The organism is Verrucomicrobiia bacterium (assembly GCA_026414565.1).
Taxonomy (GTDB): domain Bacteria; phylum Verrucomicrobiota; class Verrucomicrobiia; order Limisphaerales; family Fontisphaeraceae; genus Fontisphaera.
This window is the reverse complement of the sequence record JAOAIT010000029.1, coordinates 1-21118: the sequence shown is the minus strand read 5'-3', so window position 1 is coordinate 21118 and position 21118 is coordinate 1. Positions and strand designations below refer to the sequence as shown.

General features: G+C 63.2%; 15 protein-coding genes and 1 tRNA gene. 13 read left to right on the top strand and 3 right to left on the bottom strand.

The window, feature by feature from the left end; translation table 11 throughout:
* Positions 1-32: 32 nt before the first annotated feature.
* From N3J91_07445 to N3J91_07435, 3 genes are all read left to right on the top strand, one after another.
* Entirely contained in the window at positions 33-1367 is a 1335-nt protein-coding gene (locus tag N3J91_07445; protein MCX8156263.1) for a VCBS repeat-containing protein, read from the top strand.
* Positions 1368-1439: 72 nt separating this feature from the next.
* Positions 1440-2669 carry a methyltransferase gene (locus tag N3J91_07440; protein ID MCX8156262.1) on the top strand — a complete coding sequence of 410 codons (1230 nt, stop codon included), beginning with the start codon at positions 1440-1442 and terminating at the stop codon, positions 2667-2669.
* A gap of 225 nt (positions 2670-2894) precedes the next feature.
* Positions 2895-3158 (top strand): cation transporter, encoded by a 264-nt coding sequence (locus N3J91_07435; GenBank protein ID MCX8156261.1) that lies wholly within the window; start codon positions 2895-2897, stop codon positions 3156-3158.
* Positions 3159-3254: 96 nt separating this feature from the next.
* Here N3J91_07435 and N3J91_07430 read toward each other — a convergent pair whose 3' ends face one another.
* On the bottom strand, positions 3255-4694 hold the full coding sequence (locus N3J91_07430) for a sodium:proton antiporter (GenBank protein ID MCX8156260.1): 1440 nt from the start codon (positions 4692-4694) through the stop codon (positions 3255-3257).
* A 251-nt stretch (positions 4695-4945) separates the two neighbouring features.
* Here N3J91_07430 and N3J91_07425 point away from each other — a divergent pair, with 251 nt between their 5' ends.
* The 5 genes from N3J91_07425 to N3J91_07405 are packed head-to-tail and all read left to right on the top strand — an operon-like array spanning position 4946 to position 10976.
* A complete protein-coding gene (locus N3J91_07425) occupies positions 4946-5923 on the top strand; it encodes an ATP-binding cassette domain-containing protein (GenBank protein ID MCX8156259.1) in 978 nt (325 codons plus the stop codon).
* A 22-nt stretch (positions 5924-5945) separates the two neighbouring features.
* A complete protein-coding gene (locus N3J91_07420) occupies positions 5946-6704 on the top strand; it encodes an ABC transporter permease (protein ID MCX8156258.1) in 759 nt (252 codons plus the stop codon).
* 19 nt (positions 6705-6723) lie between these two features.
* A complete protein-coding gene (locus N3J91_07415; GenBank protein ID MCX8156257.1) occupies positions 6724-8619 on the top strand; it encodes a Gldg family protein in 1896 nt (631 codons plus the stop codon).
* Positions 8616-9806 (top strand): DUF4340 domain-containing protein, encoded by a 1191-nt coding sequence (locus tag N3J91_07410; protein MCX8156256.1) that lies wholly within the window; start codon positions 8616-8618, stop codon positions 9804-9806. Before N3J91_07415 ends, N3J91_07410 begins: the two co-directional genes overlap by 4 nt.
* A 48-nt stretch (positions 9807-9854) precedes the next feature.
* Positions 9855-10976, top strand: coding sequence for an N-acetyltransferase (locus N3J91_07405; GenBank protein MCX8156255.1), 1122 nt, complete (start codon positions 9855-9857; stop codon positions 10974-10976).
* Positions 10977-11051: 75 nt separating this feature from the next.
* Here N3J91_07405 and N3J91_07400 read toward each other — a convergent pair whose 3' ends face one another.
* Both N3J91_07400 and N3J91_07395 read right to left on the bottom strand, forming a co-directional pair.
* Positions 11052-13835, bottom strand: coding sequence for a DUF5703 domain-containing protein (locus N3J91_07400; GenBank protein ID MCX8156254.1), 2784 nt, complete (start codon positions 13833-13835; stop codon positions 11052-11054).
* Positions 13836-13960: 125 nt separating this feature from the next.
* Entirely contained in the window at positions 13961-17047 is a 3087-nt protein-coding gene (locus N3J91_07395) for a non-lysosomal glucosylceramidase (protein MCX8156253.1), read from the bottom strand.
* Between the two features lie 192 nt (positions 17048-17239).
* Between N3J91_07395 and N3J91_07390 the strand changes: the two genes are divergently transcribed.
* The 5 genes from N3J91_07390 to N3J91_07370 all read left to right on the top strand — a co-directional run.
* Positions 17240-18184 (top strand): aldo/keto reductase, encoded by a 945-nt coding sequence (locus N3J91_07390; GenBank protein ID MCX8156252.1) that lies wholly within the window; start codon positions 17240-17242, stop codon positions 18182-18184.
* Between the two features lie 3 nt (positions 18185-18187).
* A complete protein-coding gene (gene thpR / locus N3J91_07385; GenBank protein MCX8156251.1) occupies positions 18188-18802 on the top strand; it encodes an RNA 2',3'-cyclic phosphodiesterase in 615 nt (204 codons plus the stop codon).
* A 16-nt stretch (positions 18803-18818) separates the two neighbouring features.
* Positions 18819-19601, top strand: coding sequence for a hypothetical protein (locus N3J91_07380; GenBank protein MCX8156250.1), 783 nt, complete (start codon positions 18819-18821; stop codon positions 19599-19601).
* 71 nt (positions 19602-19672) lie between these two features.
* Positions 19673-19747 (top strand) — tRNA-Thr (locus N3J91_07375).
* Positions 19748-19847: 100 nt separating this feature from the next.
* A partial coding sequence (locus N3J91_07370; GenBank protein MCX8156249.1) for a tyrosine-type recombinase/integrase occupies positions 19848-21118 on the top strand: 1271 nt, incomplete at its 3' end.

Genomic DNA, 21118 nt, shown 5'->3' with positions numbered 1-21118 from the left:
ACCGCCGGCCTAATCCGGGTCACTAATTAGGCATGCATTACACCGCATTTGCCTTGCTCGCCACCGGCGCGTTAGCCTTGCCGGCCCTGGCCGCTGATTACACCCTGCACACCTTCCAAAAAATCCGCCTCACGGATGAGTTCTGGTCCGAAGGCGCGCACTTCGGGGATTTCAACAAGGATGGCCACATGGACGTCGTGTCCGGCCCGTTCTGGTACGCCGGGCCGGACTTCAAAACCCGCACCGCCTACCGCCCGGCCGACAAGACCTCCAAAATAAAAAAAGCTGACGGCACGGAGGCCACCATCGCCGGTTATAAAGGCGCGTTAAGCAATGAAAACGACTACTCGGACAATTTCCTTACCTACACCTACGATTTGAACGGCGACGGCTGGATGGACATCATCATCTACGGCTTCCCCGGCAAGGAGGTTTATTGGTACGAAAACCCGCGCAATCAGGGGCAGGGCCATTGGGCGAAGTATAAACTGCTGGATGTCCTCGACAATGAATCGCCCATGTTTGGCGATCTCACCGGCGACGGCAAACCGGAGATCATCTGCAACTCCAGCAAGCCCAACCAGCCCGGCCAGCTCGGCTACGCCACCATCAACTGGGCCGACCCCAAACAGCCCGCCACTTTTCATCCCGTGTCCCCGCCCGACAAGCGCTGGCACCGTTACACCCACGGCATCGGGTTTGGGGATGTCAACGGCGACGGCCGCAAAGATTTGCTGGAACAAAACGGCTGGTGGGAACAGCCGGCCTCCCGCGAGGGGGACCCCGTGTGGACTTTCCATCCCGTGCCCTTTGCCCCCGGGCCGGGCGCCGCGCAGATGTGGGTGTATGACTTCAACGGCGACGGCTTGAACGACGTGTTCACCTGCCTCGACCCGCACAACCACGGCCTGGCCTGGTATGAGCAATATCGCGAAAACGGCGAAATCAAGTTCAAGAAGCACGTCATCATGAACAAGAAGCCCGAGGACAACAAATACGGGGTGCTCTTCACCCAGCCCCACGCCATCGAGCTGGTGGACATGGATCGGGATGGAGTGCTGGACGTGCTCACCGGCAAACGCTTCTGGGCCCACGGCCCCACCGGCGACACCGACCCCAACGCCCCGGCGGTGCTCTATTGGTTCAAGACCGTGCGCAATAAGGACAAAACCGTGGACTTCATCCCCTACCTCATTGACAACGACTCGGGCGTGGGCACCCAGGTGACCCCCGGCGACCTCAATGGCGACAAGTGGCCGGATGTCGTCGTGGGCAACAAAAAGGGCACCTTTGTCTTCCTGCATCAAGTGCGTAAAGTCAGCGCCGCCGAATGGCAGGCCGCCCAGCCCAAACCGCTGGCCAAATAACCCGCCCTCGCCCCCCACCGCGCGGCCGCAAACAGGCTTGACCGGCCTCGGCCCATGCCTTGTCATGGCGCCATGACCTCACGTGAACGTGTGCTCGCCGCGCTGGATCATCGGGAGACCGGCCGCGTCCCCATTGACCTGTCGGGACACCGCTCCTCCGGCATCGCGGCCATCGCCTATGCCCACTTGCGCCAGTACCTCGGCCTCCCGCAGCGCCCCATCCGCGTCTATGATGCGGTGCAGCAGCTCGCCATCGTGGATGAGGACGTGCTGCAGCTCTTTCACGTGGACACCATCGAGCTGGGCCGCGCCTTCGCCCTCGAGGACCACCATTGGCGCGAATGGACCCTGCCCGATGGCACGCCCTGCCTGATCCCGGCCTGGGTCAGACCGGAAAAACAAAACGGCGAATGGGTGGTGCGCTCCGCCCGCGGCAACCTGCTGGCCCGCATGCCCGAGGGCTGCCTTTACTTCGAGCAGGTCCACTATCCCTTTGCCGAGGCCGATGACCTTGACCACCTCGATGCCGCCTTCGAGGAAAGCATGTGGATGGCCATGAAATCTCCGCCCGGCCCGCTGGCGGCCGGCCCCGACGGCCCGGCGGTTCTGGCCGAGGGCGCCCGGCGCCTGCGTGCGCAAACCGACCGCGCCATCATCGGTTTATTCGGCGGCAACCTGCTCGAAACCGGCCAGTTCCTCTACCGCAACGATAATTTTTTCCTGCTCCTGGCCGGCCAGCCGGAGCGGGCGCACGAATTCCTGGACCGCCTGGTGGCCCTCCACCTGGCCAATCTCGAGCGTTTCCTCGGCGCCGTGGGGCCATACATTGACATCATCCTGTTTGGCGATGACCTGGGCATGCAGCGCGGCCCGCAAATCTCTCCCGCCATGTACCGCGAGTTTTTCCAGCCCCGCCAGCGCCTGATGTGGCGCCGGGTGAAGGAGCTGGCCCCGCACGTGCGCATCATGTTGCACTGCTGCGGCGGCGTGCGCGAGCTGCTCGACGGCCTCATCGAGGCGGGCATGGAAGCCATCAACCCCGTGCAAATCTCCTGCCGCGGCATGGACCCGGCGGAGCTTAAGCGCGACTTCGGCGCCCGCGTCACTTTCTGGGGCGGCGGCTGCGATACCCGCGAAATCATGGCCCACGGCTCGCCGGCCCAGGTCAAGGACCATGTCCGCCGCCTGCTCGACATCTGGCGGCCCGGCGGCGGCTACGTCTTCCAGCAGGTGCACAACATCCTGGCCGATGTTCCCCCGCAAAACATCGTGGCCATGTATGAAGCCGCCCGGCAGGACTGATCCGGACGGCGGCCCGGGGGGGGTGAAGCCGATGGCCCCCGCTTAAATCTGGGGTAAGCCCGCACTTCCGCCTCATCGCCACGACCAGAGGCGGACCTGTGGGTTCACACCCCAATCCCCGGCTAAAAAAATTCCTGCCGCCCCTTGCGCTTGCACCGACTTGTGCCATTTTTAGTCCGCTGTCTAACTAATCAACATCATTAAAAACACGAATTACAGAAAATTATGCGTAAATGGATTGCTCTGGCTGCGGTGACGGTGCTGGCGGCGGTGGCTGCCCAGGCCGAGACGGTGAATCTTAAAATCGAAGGCATGTCCTGCCCGCATGGCTGCGTGGCCAAGGTGGACGCCGCCTTGGCGAAGGTCAAGGGCGTGACCGCCAGGAAGGTGGAATTGGGCAAGGCGGAAGTCACCTTCGACGAAAAACAGACCAGCAAGAAGGAAATTGCCACGGCCATCAAAAAGGCCGGCTTCAAGGTGGTGAATTAACCCGCTTTCATTTTAGGCCAGCCAATAACCTCCGGGCCGACAAGGCTCGGGGGTTATTGCATTTTGCGGGGACGGCGCCCCGTGGCGGCCGGTCATTCAGCGGAAGAATATCAACCACACGATGACCAGCACCGGCAGCAGGAAGGGCAGCGTGAAGCGGTACACGTACTCAATGAAACTGGGCACGTGCACTTTCTGATGCTCGGCAATGGACTTCACCATGAAGTTGGGGCCGTTGCCAATATACGTGCAGGCCCCGAAAAACACGGCGCCCACACTGATGGCCACCAGCAGGCGTACCAGCTCGGGATTGCCCAGCAGCAGGGCAATTTGAAGGTGCTCGCGGCTCAGCCCGCGCCGGGCGGTGGCCGGGACGTGCATCGCCTCTAGTCCTGCCAGCATGTGGCGTATGGCTTCGGCATGGGGACCGCTCAAGGTCCGGGGATCCAGCGCGGGTCCGGCGGCCAGGGCCTCCCGCGCGGCCTGCACCAGCTCCGGCGAGCCAAAGCTGCCTTGGCAGGCGCTTAGAAAATTGAGATAGGTGGGGGCGTTGTCGAGCACGCTCGAGAGAAAGCCGCATCCCCAATAGTATAAGGTGGGCGTGGGCGTGCCCAGGCGCGCGGCGTTGTTTTGCAGATAATCCAGCGCGGGCATCATGGTGGCAAAAATGCCGATGAATAGAATGGCCACTTCCTGGATGGGATGAAAATTGAAGTGATTGGCCTGATGAATGGCGCGCCGCGTCGTGAAGTAGGAGCCGGCCGCCGCCGCCACCATCAGCGCTTCGCGCAGGAACACCGGATGATTGATGAACACGGCGCCTAGAATGACCGCCAGGAAGAACAGATTCCCCAGCCCCTCCAGCCGCCAGTGATCCGCCGGCTCCGCCAGTTGCTCGCGCACGGTTTGCGGGGCGCGGCGGTAATTGTGACGGTCCAAAAGGTAAAAAATCAGCAGCAGCAGGCCCACGCCCGCCAGCCAGATGAGCCAGCAGTGTTGCAGGACCCACCAGAACGGAATGCCTTTGAGATATCCGAGAAACAACGGGGGATCCCCAATGGGAGTAAGGCACCCGCCCACATTGGACACAATAAAAATGAAAAACACCACATGATGTTTGGTGATGCGGTACTTGTTCATGCGCAGCCACGGCCGGATCAGCAGCATGGAGGCGCCCGTGGTGCCCAGGAAGTTGGCCAGCACGGCGCCGATCGCCAGAAAGACCGTATTGGCCAGCGGGGTGCTCTCCCCTTTGACCTGGATATGGATGCCGCCGGACACCACAAACAAGCTGCCAATCAGCGCGATGAAACTGACATATTCATGGGCCGTGTGCGCCACGGTGTGCCGGGCCTCCCCTCCCAGGCCCCACCAATAGTAAATCAGCGTCAGAGTGCCCAGGGACAGCGCCACCTTGGGATAATGCCGCAGCCACCATTGCGGACAGGCCAGCGGGGCCAGCGCAATGGTGGCCAGCAACACCACAAACGGCAGGATCATCCACGGGCTGGGATCGTAATTCGCCGCAAACAACATGCGCGTTACCTAAACGGGTTTGCCGCCCAGGGTCAATGCGTTTGTGCCCGTCCGTGCCCCAGCGCAGGCCCGGCGGCGGGCGGCCGAAAAAATTTTTTGAACAAACGCCCGTTTGTGTGTCTAATGCTGCGAGAGCCTTGACAGGCCATGTATAACATGGTGCCAGTCAGTGGCCCCGGGGACTTCAGGGTCCACACCCGATGGGGTTTTAAATGAACGCCGGCGGACCCGCCGGCCGAACCAAGGCGAACATGATAAAAGTCAACAATTTGGTCAAAACGTTCGGCGCCAAACGCGCCGTGAACGGGGTCTCGTTCACGGTGGAGAAAGGCGAGGTGCTGGGTTTTCTCGGCCCCAACGGCGCGGGCAAATCCACCACCATGCGCATGATCACGGGCTTCATCCCGCCCACCGAAGGCTCCGTCACGGTCGGCGGCCATGACATTGTAAATGACCCAATCGCGGCCAAAAAACTGATCGGCTACCTGCCGGAAACCGCCCCCGCCTACACCGACATGACGGTGTACAGCTTCCTCAAATTTGCCGGGGAATTGCGCGGTTTCTCCGGCGATGCCCTGCGCAAGGCCATTCATAAAGTCGTGGAGACCTGTTTCCTGGAGTCGGTCTTGCATCAGAGTGTGGACACCCTCTCCAAGGGTTACCGGCATCGCACCTGCTTTGCCCAATCCATCATCCACGATCCCCCCGTCCTGATTCTGGATGAACCAACTGACGGCCTCGACCCCAACCAGAAACATGAGGTCCGCACGCTGATCCGCCGCATGGGGGAAACCAAGGCCATCGTCTTTTCCACCCACATTCTGGAGGAGGTCGAGGCCGCCTGCACCCGGGCCATCATCATTGACCGCGGCCAGATCGTGGCCAACGGCACGCCCGCCGAACTGAAGGCCCGGTCCGAAATGGCCGGCGCTGTCACAGTCCGCATCTACGGCGTCCCTGCGCCACAGGCCGCCAGCCTGCTGGGCCAGGCGGCTCTGGCGCGGCGCGCTGCTGTGGTGAAGGAGGAAAACGGCTGCGCCCTCATGCGGGTGTACCCGCACGATCCGGCGGCCAAAAATGGCGACCTGGCGCGGCAGGTGGCGGAGATCTTAACCGGCCAGCAATGGAAGTTTGACGAGCTGCACACCGAGGAAGGCCGGCTGGATGAGGTCTTCCGCAGCATTACCATGCCGGACACCGCCCCGGCCAACGCCACGGCCAGGGCTTGAAACCACGGGGAAAGAGGGAGCTATGAATCTTCTCGAAGCCTTACACAACATCAAGTGCATCGGCAAACGCCAGTTGGGCAGTTATTTCAATTCGCCCGTGGCGTATGTGTTCATCGTCATTTTCCTGCTGCTGGCGGGATTCTTCACCTTCATGGTGGGCGGGTTTTTCCAGCGGGACCAGGCCTCGTTGGTGGCCTTTTTCATGTGGCACCCGTGGCTGTTCCTGGTCCTGGTCCCGGCGGTGGGCATGGGCTTGTGGGCCGAGGAACGCCGCCTGGGCACCATGGAATTGCTCCTGACCATGCCGGTCACCGCCTGGCAGGCGATTGTGGGCAAGTTTCTCGCCGCCTGGCTCTTCCTGGCCGTGACCCTGGCGCTCACTTTTCCAGTCTGGGTCACCGTGAACTACCTCGGCGATCCGGACAACGGCGTCATTGTGTGCAGCTACATCGGCAGCCTCCTCATGGCCGGTGCCTGCCTGTCCATCAGCACCATGACCTCCGCCCTGACGCGCAATCAGGTGGTCAGTTTCATCCTCTCCATCGTCATCATCCTGCTGCTCATCCTGGCCGGTTTCCCGCCGGTCACCGAGCTGTTGAAATCGTGGAATGTGCCCGCGGGGTTGATTTCCTTGATCGCCTCCACCAGCATCATGACCCACTTTGACGGCTTCCAAAAAGGCGTGCTGGACTTGCGGGATCTGGTGTATTTCCTGTCGGTGATGGGCTTCTGCCTCTTCACCACGGGGGTGATTATTCGCAGCCTGCGCTCGGGTCATTAACCTTTTGCCTCCTTCGCCCATGAAAAACCGGAATCTGGAAACCTTGTTGTACAGCACGCTGGGCGTGCTCATCATGTTCGGCATCGTCGTGGCCGTCAACCTCATCGCCGGCCTGCCGCGCATGCGCGTGGACCTGACCGCCGAAAAGCTTTACACGCTTTCGGACGGGACGCTCTCCATCCTGTCCAAGCTGGATGGCAAGTTGAAAATCCGCTTCTACTGCACCCAGGATGACCCGGCCATGCCGGTGGCCTGGGCCAATTACGCCCGGCGCGTGGAAGACCTCCTGGCCGAGTACCGCAAGGTCAGTGGCGGCAAGATTGAAATCGAAAAGCTCAATCCCCAGCCGGACACGGATGCCGAGGACTTCGCCGCGATGGACAATGTGACGCCGCGCCAGATTGATCTGGCCAACTCCGTCTATCTGGGCCTGTCCTTCACCTACCTCGACGCCAAGACCTCCATTCCCTTCCTGGCCGTGGAGCGGGAGAAGTTTCTGGAGTATGACATCTCGCGCGCCATCGCCCAGGTCCTCAATCCCGAGCGCCCCACCATCGGCCTGATGAGCAGCCTCCCGGTGTTTGGCATGCAAATGAATCCCTTCATGATGCAAATGGGCCAGCGCGGGCAGGAGCCCTGGCTGTTTGTGTCCGAGCTGCAGCGCGACTTCAACCTCAAGCAGGTGCAGATGGACGTGGACAAGATTGACGACGACATCAAGGTCTTGATCGTCCATCACCCCAAAAACATCTCCGAAAAAACCCAGTTCGCCATTGACCAATTCCTCATGCGCGGCGGACGCCTCATCGCCTTCCTTGATCCTTATGCCTGGACGGAGGGCCGGCGCAACCCCATGATGGGCGGCGGCCAGGGCGGCTCCACCCTGGACAAGTTGTTGCCCGCCTGGGGGCTGACCTTCGAGAACAACCGGGTGCTGGCCGATCGCCGCCTGCGCAACCCGGGCGTGCCGCCCGAGTTTCAGCTCTTCGTCCCCTCGCTCACCCCCGAGTACCTCAAGCAGGATGAGATCATTTGCGCCCAACTCGACAACGTCATGTTTGGCTGGCCGGGGGCTTTCAGCGGCACGCCAGTGGAGGGGCTTAAAATGGATGTGCTCATGCAAAGCTCCCCAGAGGCGGGTTTCGTGGACCGTTTCCTGGTGGAAATGTCGCCCGACGGCGCGGCCAAGGAATTCAAACCGGGCGACAAACAAATGGCCCTGGCGGTGCGGCTCAGCGGCAAGTTCAAGACCGCCTTCCCCAACGGCAAACCCAAGGACTCCGCCGACGAGGAGAAAAAGGACGACGACAAGGAAAAGAAAAAGGACGAGAAGGAGCCCGAGTTTCTCAAGGAAAGCAAGGAGCCGACCAGTGTCATTCTGGTGGCCGACGCCGACCTGCTGCACGAGACCTTCTACGCCCAGGTCCAGCCCATCGGCAATCAGAAGATCGTGATGATCTACAGCGGCAACCTTTCCTTCCTGCAAAACGCGCTGGAGCTGTTCACCGGCGACAGCGCGCTCATCAACTCCCGCAGCCGCGCTACCAAGTCCCGCAACTTCACCGTCATCCGCGAGATGCGCGCGCGGGCGGCGCGGGATTTGCAGGGGCAACTGCAAAAGTTTGAGCAGGAGCGCCAGGAAATCCAGCGCAAGCTCAACGAATTGCAGGCCCAAAAAGACGCCAACCAGCGCTTCGTCCTCTCGCCGGAGCAGAAGGCCGAGCTGGAGAAATACCGCAAGGCGCAGGCGGAAACCAACCGGCGCATCAAGGAGCTGAGCAAGGCGCTGCGCCGCGAAGAGGAAGCCCTGGAGACGCGCCTGAAGGTCATCAACCTCGGCGCCATGCCGCTGGTGGTGACCCTCTTTGGTCTGGGTTACGCTTTGGTCAATCGTAAACGCACTGCTGCCAAATGAATCGCAAACAACTTCTCCTCCTCGTAATCGCCGGCCTGATCCTCGGGGTGGCCGGCTGGGCTTTGTATCGGTCCAATCAAAACCAATGGAAGGCCTCCACCCGCACCCGGGAGGCCTATCTCCCCAACTTCCCGGTCAATGACATTGCCGAAATCCGCATCCGCGCCGGCACCAATGAATTGGTGCTGGCCAAGGCGGAGGGCCGCTGGGTGGTGCGCCAACGGGCCAATTTCCCGGCCAGTTTCTCCGAGATCTCCGATTTCCTGCGCAAGCTGGCCGATCTGAAACCCGGCGACCCCATCGAGGTGGGCCAGAGCCAGCTTGGCCGCTTTGAATTGCTGGACCCCGACAAAGGCACCAACGCCGCCACGCGGGTGGAGTTCAAAAACAAGGACGGCAAGCTGCTCTCCACTTTGTTGCTGGGCAAAAAGTACCTGCGCAAAAACCCCGGCGCCGGCCCCATGGGCGGCGGCGAATGGCCGGAGGGACGGTACTTGATGATCGCCGGCGACCTCGCCAGCGTGTGCCTCGTCAAGGAGGTCTTCAGCAACGTCGAGCCCAAGCCGGAGTCCTGGCTGGACCGCGAGTTTTTCAAGGTGGAGAAGGTCAAGGCCATCTCCTTCGTCTCCACCAACGCCAGCCATTCCTGGAAAATCGCGCGCGACAATGAAACCGCCGAGTGGAAGATGAGCAATCTGGCCACCAATGAAACCCTGGACACCGTCAAGGCCTCCAGCGCCGCTTCTTCCCTGGCCTTTCCCTCTTTCGCTGATGTGCTGGAGAAAGGGGCCAAACCGGAGGAAACCGGTTTGAATGACCCGCAAACCGTCATCATGGAAACCTTTGACGGCTTCACCTACACCTTGAAGTTTGGCAAACCGACCGCCGACGGCAACAACTACCCCATGAGCTTCGCCGTGGCCTATACCCCGGCCCAAAAAGAGCGCGCGCCCGGCAAGGACGAAAAGCCGGAGGACAAGGAGCGCCTGGATAAGGAGTTCAAAGACAACCTCAAAAAGTTGCAGGACAAGTACGAAAAGGAAAAACAATTTGAGAAATGGGACTACCTGATCTCCAAGTGGTCGGTGGAGCCGTTAATCAAGCCGCGGCATGAAATGCTCGTCATCAAGGCCCCCGAATCCAACGGCGGCGCCACCAATGCGCCCCCCGCAGCGGCCACCAATTAATGGCACCGCACGGGCAGACCGGCGGGGTCTGCCCGATTTTTTATGCCCATGAAAATCATCCCGCTGGCAAGAACGGCCGGGGACATCCACCGCTTTCTCCAGGCCGCTTACCCCATTTACCGGGGCGACCCCCACTGGGTGGCCCCCTTGCTGTTGGACCAGCGGCAGCTCTTCTCGGATGACAACCCTTTTTTCCAACATGCCCGGATGCAGTTGTGGCTGGCGGAGCGGGACGGCCGGCCCGTGGGGCGCGTGGCTGCCATTTATGATGAGCATTACGTGCAGTTTCAAAAAGACCCCGCGGCCTTTTGGGGTTTTTTTGAATGCGTGAACGACCCCTCCGTGAGCGGCGCGCTCTTCGAGGCGGCCACAGCCTGGGCCCGCCAGCAGAACGCCCGGCGCCTCCTCGGCCCCATGAACCCCAGCACCAATGACGAGTGCGGCCTCCTGGTGCAGGGGTTCGACCGCCCGCCCGTCTTCATGATGACGTACAATCCGCCGTACTATCCGCGGCTGATCGAGCAGGCCGGTTTTTCCAAGGCCAAAGACTTGTTGGCCTTTTTCTTTGACCTGGCCAACACGCCCATGGAGCGCTTCGAACGCATCGCCGCCAAGTTTGCCAAACGCGAGCCTGACATGTGCCTCCGTCCCATCCGCAAAAAGACACTCGCGGAGGACATTCGCAAGGTCACCGAGGTGTACAACGAGGCCTGGGAGGCCAACTGGGGTTTCGTCCCCATGACCCCGGCGGAAATTCAATTCATGGCCAAACGCCTGAAGCCCCTCCTCTTTGAGGGGCTGGCCTACCTGATGGAAACGCCGCAGGAAACCGTGGGCTTCCTGCTGGCCTCCCCGGACTACAACCAGGCCTTCCTGCCTCTGGGCGGCCGGCTGTTGTCTCCCGGTCTGTTCAAGGCCCTGCCGTATCTGCTGCACTGGAAAACCACCGACATCGTCCGCGTCATCACGCTGGGGGTGAAAAAGAAATACCGCGGCCGCGGCGTGGAGGCGGCCATGTTGTGCCACGGCCTGCGTACCGGTTTCCGCGCCGGTTTCCGGCATGTCGAGGCCTCGTGGGTGCTGGAGGACAACGAGCCCGTCAAGCGCGTCATCGAACTCTTCGGGGGCGAAGTGTACAAAGTCTATCGCGTGTACAGCCGGGAATGTTAAGGCCCCAGAGATTGCCGAGGCTGATGGCCAAAACCGGTTCATCGTGGGGGCATTAAAACCCGCACGCAAACCCGCTCAAGGAGTCATAATTGTCACCTCGGCCTTGCGCCGCGCAGGCATCACCTGCAGGGAGGTTAGCCGGCCCTCGCGGTACGTCCCTGTCAGGATCGTTTGTTGGGGCGCGTGCAGTTTGAAGTCCACATTCCAGGCCTTGGGCCAGGCCGGGAAGAGGTAAATGCGGGGGCCATCGCTTTGCAGCAGCATCGCCTGCAATGTTTTCATGAGAACGCCTCCATGATCCTGATCGGGCGTCCAATCATAATTCGGCCCCCAAAAGGCCGGAAAACGCTCGTTGCGATCCCAGCGCCGGGCCCGGGCCACGAGGCCCTTGCGGGCATCCTCGGTCAGTCCCAGATAAGCCATGAAAATGTCATCCTGCCGCCAGCCAAAATGCCCCTTGTCCTCGCGGTGTTCCAGCGCGGCCACCGCCCAGTCCGCATTCGGACGATTAAACGCAAACAGTCGGAAGGGAAACACGGGATACAACTCGGGATTCTCCACGTTGCGTTTGTCGGCGAAAAATTCGGCCGGCGCGAGAGCTTTCCGCCCCCGGATTTCCCGCGTCGGAATGGGCGGCAGCTTGGCGCGAAATTGTTGCCAGAAACGGCGGTCCGCGGCCGGCGCCAGACCCGCCGGCAACGCCAGCATCCGTTCGGTGAGCGCGATGCAGCCGGAAAGTTCGGTCACGGCGTTGGTGCAACGCCACCACGTTTCCGCCGCCTGGGAGGGGGCCATCACCAGTTGGCCGGCGGCGTTGGTGGGATAATGCCGGTCAAAGAACGTGAGCACCTCCCGCACCAACGGCAGCACGGTATTCTCCAAAAATTTGCGGTCCAGCGTGTGCTCGTAGTAATCCATCAACATCCAGCCCACCTCCAGGCCGCACAGCCACTCGTACTTGTGCCAGCCGCTTTCCTGCAGCTTGTCCCGGCGTTGTTCAAAGGGCGTCCAGCCGTAGGTCTCGCTGAAAATGGCGCCCCAGAACATGAGGCACTCGGGATAAAACGCCCCCGCATGGCCGCAGTAGCGCTGCGTGCGGTACTTGCACAGGGGCAACAGCTCCTGGGCATACATGCGGAACAGCGGCTGCAGCAAATCAAAATCCCCGGACGTGCACAGCGACAAATAAGGCAGCCGCGTGTTTTGCCACCAATACCCGGGCCCCCAGCGGCGGTAGTCGGGATCCTGTTCCGTCGGGCCGGGCGGCACGGTGAAGAGCGACCCGTTGAATTTGATGGGGTAATGGCCGCGCCCCGCGCAGGCGGTGATGAAGCGCTGCAAATGATACATCTGGCTGACGTAGGCCGCTTCATCTTTGAGGATGGCGCCCGCATCGCTGGCCACCAGCCGCCCGTTGACATAAAGCCGGCACCCCCCGGCCACGGCATCCGCCACCCCGGCAATATGCGTCCACTGCCCGGCGGGCACCGCCTGGGCACGCGTCAGTTCATGCTCGCCCACAATGAACCGCAGGCTGTTGCCGGGGTACGTATCCAACAAAAAGCCGTCCCGCTGGCCGGCGGTGAGCTTGTCCAGCACGCGCGCGCCACCCCCAGGCAGTTTCTCGGGCCGCACCCACGCTTCCACCGTAAAACTGGCCGGCCAGTTCCAGGCATCGGAGCCGGCCACGGCCTGTAGCACGGCCTGCGTGGCGGTGAAAAGCGCCGGCATGCCCGCCGGCAGCGGCTGTTGCGGCCCCGTCGCGGCCAGGGCCGCAATGGCCCCGTCATCCAAAGCTGCGCGCAATACACTGACCCGGCCCAGTTCACCCCGGTAACGGTTGCCGCCGCCCGAATCCCACCCCACGCGCAGCGGATGCCGGTTGGTGGGGGCCAGCGGCGTGGCGGCCGTCGTAGCGCCAGCGCTTTGGCTGGCACGGATCCAACTCCGCTCCCAAAACTCATTCCACCACGCTTCATGAGCGGCCCGGCGGGCGGCAAAGGGAGCGGCTGCAAACCGCCGAATGGCGGCTTCCGTGTCGGCCAGCCATTCCGCTGGTGTGGCGGGATGCCGGGCGGTGACGAACAGGCTGAAACGATGCTTCTCCGCAGGGGGTGCGCGAAGCTGCCCATCATTCAGCCGTTGCGCCGTGGGACTCACCACCAGGGCGCCGAAGGTGCGGTGCAACAAGGGATCCGGCTGCGGAAAATCTTTCAGCCCCTGAATCTCAGCCATCAAGGCCGGCCCGACCGACTTGCGGTTGTGGTGATACCACCCCATCCCGTCGGGGTGGTTTTCCAACACCACGTCCGGCTCAATCAGCATCCGCTCCTGCCGCCCCGCCGCATCTTTGCGATTCATGAGCACATCGCTGATCTCCGTGGTGGCCACCTCCATCGCCTGCGTGCGCCACAACTCGGCCAGCACGGCCACCTCCCGCGGCGTTTGGCTTTCCAGGGTCACGTGCACCACCGGATGATGCGCATCCACCCATACGCGAAGCTGGCTGCGCGTCGCCCCCTCGCCTGCCTCCACCCGCAGCGTGGCGTCGCGCAGATTCAAGGTTTGGCGGAAGGCCGTGCCGGGAGCAAACGGGTTGGGCGTGATGCGCAGCCGCACCTTGCCCACCTTGACCAGCCGGCCGTAGTCATCCCAGGCATCCGTCCGGGCCAAATAGAGGTGCAACTCCCCGGCGGCGGTAACCCAGGCGTTGGCCGCCACTTCGCCGTTGCCCAGAGGCATGGACCCGTGATGATTGGTGCTGGGCGAGTCCCACACGACGCAGTAAGGCGCCAACCAATCCTCCGCTGAGGCGGGAACAATGAGGGCCAGCGTCAAAAGGGCCAATGCAGACTTCATGCGGCAAGCATGACGAACACCCTTTGAAAAGGCAACGAAACGGTGCATCCATGCCCGCCGCCCACCCGCTCCTGCCCAGCGCCAGACCAGATGAATCAGCGCCGCGCGCAAGCGTCTTGCGCGGCTCAGCCTTCCAGCACCACCTGCAGCGTCTCACCCGCCTTCAAAGTCAGGGCAGGGGAGAAGCGCAGGAGCAGGGCGCCCTCGACATAATCCACCCCTGCCGCCACCCCTTGTTGTCCCAGCATGACCCGCACGCGCGCCGGCCGGGCTTTAGGGGCGAGTTTCAGCGAGGCCAGCCGCAAACGCCCCCATTTCAAGGCCACTTCCGCCCGCATATTCCCGCCCTCCTGTTGCTGCGCGTACGTGCCCCACCCCTCGGCCGTGGTGAAGGCACTCTTGAAATGCTCGGGGGTGAGACGCGGAGAAAAGCCCAGGTGGCCGCGCGGCCCATGGTGCTCGTAACCGGCGGCCATCAGAAATACGCCGTAACTGGCCATCGAGCGCGCATAATGATCGCCGCACTCCACCTCATTCCACGGATTGCGCCGCAGCGGATGGTAGCGATCATGGATCATGCGCGTGATGGCCAGGCCTTCCATCACCATCCCCTCGGCCAGCATGTGCCCGGCCACCTGATACTCAAAACCGTTCATGCACTCGTTGAAATACCCGGCCGCCCATTCGGCCCCTTTGCCGCGGGCCTGGGGATAATCCCAGTCGGTGCGCGGAAAGGTGCACATCAACAGCCCCCCTTCGCCCGGCATGGCGTACCAGCGGCCCGGACGATACACCTCGCGGTAGGGGCCGACATCCGGCGTGAAGTTGTAGCGCCAGAGCGCGCGCAACGCGCTGCGGGTCTCCGCCTCCGGAAGCACCCGGCCCAGCCCCATCTGCCAGGCCCAGCTCTGTCCCAGCACCTGATCAATGTGACAGCCGCTCCCGGAATTGATGGCGTCCAGATGTTGGGGATCCGGTTGGTTGATGAAGTACTCGCCATCAAACAGACGGCTCACAAGGTTTCTCCGCCCCCGCTCAAAAATCTCCCGGCATTCCCGCGCAAAAGCCTCATCGCCCACCTCGCCGGCCATTGCCTCCGCCGCCCGCAGGGCGGCCAGATACACGCCGCTGAGCCACGCCACCGCCCCGTACCAATCCGTATCCAGGGTGTTGTGCTGATTGGAGGTAATCAAGCCGTCGCCGTCCTCGTCCTTGCGGATGAGCCACTGGGTGGCGCGTTTGATGCCCGGCCAGTTCCGCCGCAACCAGCCGTCATCGGCGCCCATCTGATGCTCGCGCAGGGCGCGCAGAATCGTCCCCGCCTGCCCATCCACCGCCGGATAATTATTATGCTCGGCCCGGAAGAAAATGGCGCCGTCCTTTTGCAACGCCAGCCCAAAGTCCACCCGCTCCCGCGTGTCGCGCTCCAGCTCCGGGAAAAGCCGGGCCACGGCCTGGGCATAATTCCACACATGCGTGCATGTGCCATGACAGCAGCCCACGCCCTCCCATCCCCAGAACCGGCCGTTGCCCAACCGATGGCAGGTGGAGGTGGCCAGGGTGGAAATGTTCAGAAAAGTGCGGTCCAAAAACCAGTAGGGCAGCGTCGAGTCATACCACGTGTCATGCCACAACCGGGTTTGGGCATGTAACGCGCCAAAGTGGGCCGCCACGTGCTCCGCCACGGCCAGCGCCGAGCGGAATCGCCGCCCATAATATCGCCCCGGCGGCAGCCGATCCATCTTCAGATTCGGGAAATGCCAGCTTATGACAAAGGTCACCGTGGCCGAAGCCCCCGCCGCCAGGGTAAGCCGCCGTGTCAGGGCGCCCCACAACTTCTGCTCCGCCGGCCGCACCGCCTCCGCCATCGGGGCAGGGGCGGTAAACAAACCCGCCGGCACGCCGGGCTCGGGCAGCACGGCGTTGCCGCGATCCCCCGCCGGCATTTTTCCCGCGCCGTCCGGCGGCAGCAACGCCAGGGCCATCGTGCCATAATCAGGCGCCTCCTCCAGCGGCCCCGGGGGCGGGGGCGGCGCGTCGCTGAAAACAATATAATCCACCCCCACGTTGCCCCACGGCCCCGATTCGTCGTCCACGATTTGCAGGCGCGCCGGCCGTCCCAGCCACGGCCGCACATCCCACCATTTCAGGCGCAAATCATTGCCGGCATGACCGGTGGCCGACAACACCACTTGCCCATCCACCAGCAGATTCAGGCAGGTGCGCCCGGCGTGGGCCCCGCCGCCAATGAGAAAGTGGATATAGTTGCGCTCAATCACAAAGGCGCGGCTCGTCAGCGTGCCCTTGTGCGCATCCCGTCCCCCCACATCATTGGCCGGGGCGGCCGCGTGGGAATTGATGCCGCGCTGGCCATGAAAACCCAGCTTGCCCTGGTACTCCGGCACCTGCGCCTGGCTTACCGGCCCCGGGCCGAAAGCGGTCCCGCCCACCGTCCACCCCTCATGTGTCTCCCGCTCAAAATCATCAAACACCAGGTCCGGCCGTTGCGCTGCCGCGGCTTCAGGGGCTGCTTCTGCGCTGCAGACCAGCGCCAGCAATCCCGGCCGGCGCACGATGCGGTTGCGCCGCTGCAGCCGATGACGTGGCGCGCTATACAATCCCACGGCATTTTCCAGCCAACCCGCCAGCTCGGCCTCCACCCGCTGGCGCGTGCGATTAACCACCGTAAAGCGCATCACCGTCGCCGGAAGGGAAGATTCCTCCACGTTCAATGGAATAAACGGGCTGAACGCCTCCAGTTGCACCATCACCGGCGCCTCGGCATCGCGGTAGGTCACCTGGCCGATGGGGTATTCGCCCGTAAACTCAATCTCCCGCCAGCCGCCGTTGTCCAGCCGCCGCACCTGCGTCTGCCCCCCACTCGTCACCAGCAAGGCAAAGCCCTGCTCCAGCGGCGATTGCGGACGCAGAGGCCGCGCGTAATGCTCCGCGCCGGTGCCAATGGCCTGATTGAAAATATCCCAATGCCACAGGCGCCCGTCCCCTCCCAGATAGACCTGCCCGGCGCACAACCCGCCAATCGGCATCCCGATCTTCTCCAGCTCCGCCCCCCGATACACCGTGCGCGTCCCCCGCTCGAAAAGCGACCGCACCCATTCAGGTGATAATTTTTTATCAGCGGGCACCAGTTTCTCAAAATCCGGCCGCGTGAAAGGCCCCGCCATGGCCTGCCACGGCACCACCGCGGCCACGCCCGCAACCCCGGCCGTGCAGCGTAAAAAGTGCCGCCGGGTCCATCCTTGCCTTGCCGCTTCAAATGCCCGCCCGCTCTCCGGTGTTGATGCCATAGGGATGCCCCAGTTAATTATCATGCCGGCACCGCCACGGCAAGCCGCCCCGATTTCCAAATTGCGCCGGCTCCACCTCTGCGGTAAACATCGCCCATGCAAAACATCCAATTGGGTACTTCACCGTTGCTCGGCAGCCGCCTGGCCTATGGCTGCTGGCGTCTGGCCGGCACTTGGAATCCTTCCGAGGTCACTCCCGATAGCCGCGCCGCCGGACGCCAGGCCGTCCTGGCCGCCTACGAGGCCGGTTACACCCTCTTTGATCACGCCGATATTTACTGCGATGGCGAGGCCGAGAGCATTTTTGGCCAGGTGTTGAAAGAAGTCAGCGGCATGCGCGACCGCGTGATCATCGCCTCCAAATGCGGCATCCGCAAAGCCGGCGATCCCGAGCCGGCAGCCCCCTACCGTTACGACTTTTCCCGCCAGCACATCGTCTGGTCTTGCGAACAATCCTTGCGCCGCCTGGGCGTGGAAACCCTCGATCTCTACCAACTGCACCGCCCCGATTACCTGGCCGACTTCGAAGAGGTCACCGCCGCCTTCGCCCAGTTGAAACAACAAGGCAAAGTGCGCGCCTTTGGCGTGAGCAACTTCAGCCCCGCCCAACTGGCCGCTCTCCAAAAAGTATGCCCCTTCCCCCTCGTCGTGAATCAGGTGGAAATCAGCCTCGCCCGCCTCGCCCCGTTGGAAGATGGCACCCTTGACCAATGCCAGGCGGAGCGCATCACCCCCCTGGCCTGGAGTCCGCTGGCCGGCGGATTGCTCGGCGATGGCGCGCATCGCCTCCTGCCCGCGCAGCAGGCCTACCAGCCCGCCCCCATCCTGGCCGTGGTGGACGACCTGGCCCGCGCCCACGGCGTCAGCCGCATCGTGATTGCCCTGGCCTGGCTGTTGCGGCATCCGGCGGGCATCGTCCCCATCATCGGCTCCATCCGCCCCGACCGCATTCGCGAAGCAGTCCGTGCCACCGAGTTGCACCTTTCCCGTGAGGAGTGGTACCGCCTCTTCACCGCCGCACGCCGCGAGCGCCTGCCCTGACCCATGCCGGAACCTGAGGAGACTTGGCGTCTATTCGTGGCGATCCCTCTGCCGCAGCGCGTGATCGCCGCCGTCGCCGACCTGCAGGCCGCCCTCAGGCGCGCCGTGCCCCAGGCTCACGTCCGTTGGACGCCCCCCCATCAATTCCATCTCACGCTGCGATTCCTCGGCGAAGTGCCTGCCGCCCGCGTGCCCGCCTTGCAAACCCGGCTCCAATCCGCCTGCTCCGGCCACGCCGCTCTGGAAATGCAACTGCATGCCCCCGGCTTTTTCCCCCATGCCCACCATCCCCGCGTCGTTTGGGTGGGGCTGCAAGGCCAGCTCAACCCGCTCCATGCCCTGCAACAGGCGGTGGCCGCCGCCACGGCCGATTTTGCGGAGAAGGATACGGCACCCGAGAAATTTTCCGCCCACATCACCCTGGGGCGCATCAAATCCTTGACGCCCCGCGAGCGCTCGGACCTCGTGCAGGCAGCCGCACAACAGCCGCCGGCAACCCCCGTCACCTGGCGGGCCGATCGGGTGCAACTCATGCGCAGCACCCTCAGCCGCGAAGGCGCCCGCCATGAATGCCTCACCACCTGGCCCTTGAGCCTGCCCCCGGGCGCGCCAACCTGAATCCAGGGAAGTGTCTATGAGCCATCCCGCCGAAGTCATGGAGGTGTTTCACGTGCAAGCTTGCGGACGCCACGTCACCCTGATGCTCGACCCCCGCCTGCATGACGCCCACAACCGCAATGTCCTGAGTCCCTACGACTACTTCGATCCAGGCAAAGAAGCCGACCTCACCATCACCCTCCGCCAGGGCCGCGCCCGCCGCGCGGTGGTGGACGAAGACTTCCGTCACATCCTCTACTACCGCCAGCAAATTGGCAGCCACATCATCCGCCAGCTTGTTTGCCTCCTGGCCACCTACCACTCCCGCACCTCCCACATCGTGCACGGCACCGGCCTGCTCGTCTCCTCCCGCAAAAACGAAGGCATCCTCCTCGTGGGCCCCTCCCACGCCGGCAAAAGCACCCTCAGCCAGGCCCTCGGCAACTTCGTCATGGACGACGACCTCATGCTCGTGGAACGCGATACCATGCGCGTCACCGGCCGCATGGGCTTCGTCACCTATTTCAGCCCCATCACCGGCAAAAAAATGCTCAACCCCCTCGCCGGCGGACGCAAAGAAGCCCGCCTTTCCCTCGTCCTGATCCTCGATAAATCCCAGCCCGGCGGCAAATGGTGGGAAATCGATAACACCCTCCCCCGCCAATACACCGTGCTGGCGGACCTGCCCCCCCGCCTCAAAGCCGCCTATCTCGCCCTGCCGCCCATCCGCGTCGAGGCCCCCATCTACCGCCTCGGCACCCGCGGACGCCTCGAAGCCACCCTCGACCGCGTCCGCGAAATCGTGGACCAACACATCTGATCCCCGGCGAAAATCACTTGCCGCCGGCACGAAAAACACGATATTAAACCCTGCCCGCAAGGGCAGGCCATGCCAGCGTAGCTCAGCGGCAGAGCAGCGGTTTTGTAAACCGCCGGTCGTCGGTTCAAATCCGACCGCTGGCTCCACTTGATAATCAAGGACTTACAAAAGTTTCCCAACCCTCAAAAAAGCCCCCGTTGTCAATTTACTTGACAAAAACTTGACACGAAATTACCCCTTTCTGTCGTGAATACTGTCAAGTTGGTGGCGGGTGTCCGGGTGTCCCGGGGCTGGCCCAAGGAAGTCAGCTTGGGCAGTGTTACCGTCAAAATCTACCGCACCACCATCCAGGGAGCGGTCATTTATCAAGTGGCCGACTACAGCACCGGCAAGCGGCGGCTGCGGTCGTTTGCCGACGAGACCGAGGCGGTGGAGGCAGCGGCCCGGCTGGCCCGGCAACTGGCGGCGGGAGACGTTCAAGCCGCCGCCCTGGCCGCCGCTGATGCCGCCGCCTATGGCCGCGCCGTGGAATTATTGCGGCCCAGCGGTGTCCCTCTGGAAGTGGCTGCCGCCACCTTTGCCGATGCCGTCAAGGCGCTGGGGGGCAACCGCGTGATGGAGGCGGTGCGCTTTTATCTGCGGCACCGGCCCGACCGCATGGCCCCCGTGCCGGTGGCCCAGGCCGTGCACGAGTACATCACGACCAAGGCCGAGAAGGGCCGCAGCCCGCGGCACGTGGCCGATCTGCGCAGCCGCCTGGGGCGTTTTGCCGGGGCGTTCAAGGTGGATACGTCCAGCGTGACGGCCCCCATGCTGCAACGCTGGCTGGACGCCCTGCCGGTGCGCGAGCAAACCCGCAAGAATTACCGCACCGTTTTGCATGGCTTCTTTGCGTATTGCGAGCGGCGCGGCTACATCGCCAAGGGCAGCAATCCGGCGGCGGAAACGGAGCGGCCCCAAGTCAAGCCGGCGGAAACGCAAATCTTCCGGCCCGGCGAGCTGGCGCGGTTGTTGCAGCACGCCCCGGCGGCGTTTGTGCCTGCGCTGGCCCTGGGGGCGTTTGCGGGCCTGCGGACGGCGGAGATTTTGCGGCTGGACTGGCAGGACGTTGACCTGGGCCGCGGCGTAATCAAGGTGGCGGCGGGCAAGGCCAAGACCGGCAGCCGCCGCGTGGTGCCGGTGCTTCCGGCCCTGGCGGCGTGGCTGGCCCCGCACGCCCGCCCGTCGGGGCCGATCTGGCCGGGCACCGGTGACCAGTTTTATGACGCGCAAGTGGCCACCGCCAAAGCCGCGGGCGTCAAGTGGAAACCCAATGCGCTGCGCCACAGTTTTATTTCCTACCGCCTGGCCGACGTGCAAAACGTGGCCCAAGTGGCCCTGGAGGCGGGCAACAGCGCCGCCGTCATTTTCAAGCATTATCACGAGCTGGTGGAAGCCCGCGAGGCCAAGGCTTATTTTGCGCTGCGGCCCGAGGCCCCCGCCAACATTGTCCCCGCCCCGTTAACCGCCAACGCTGG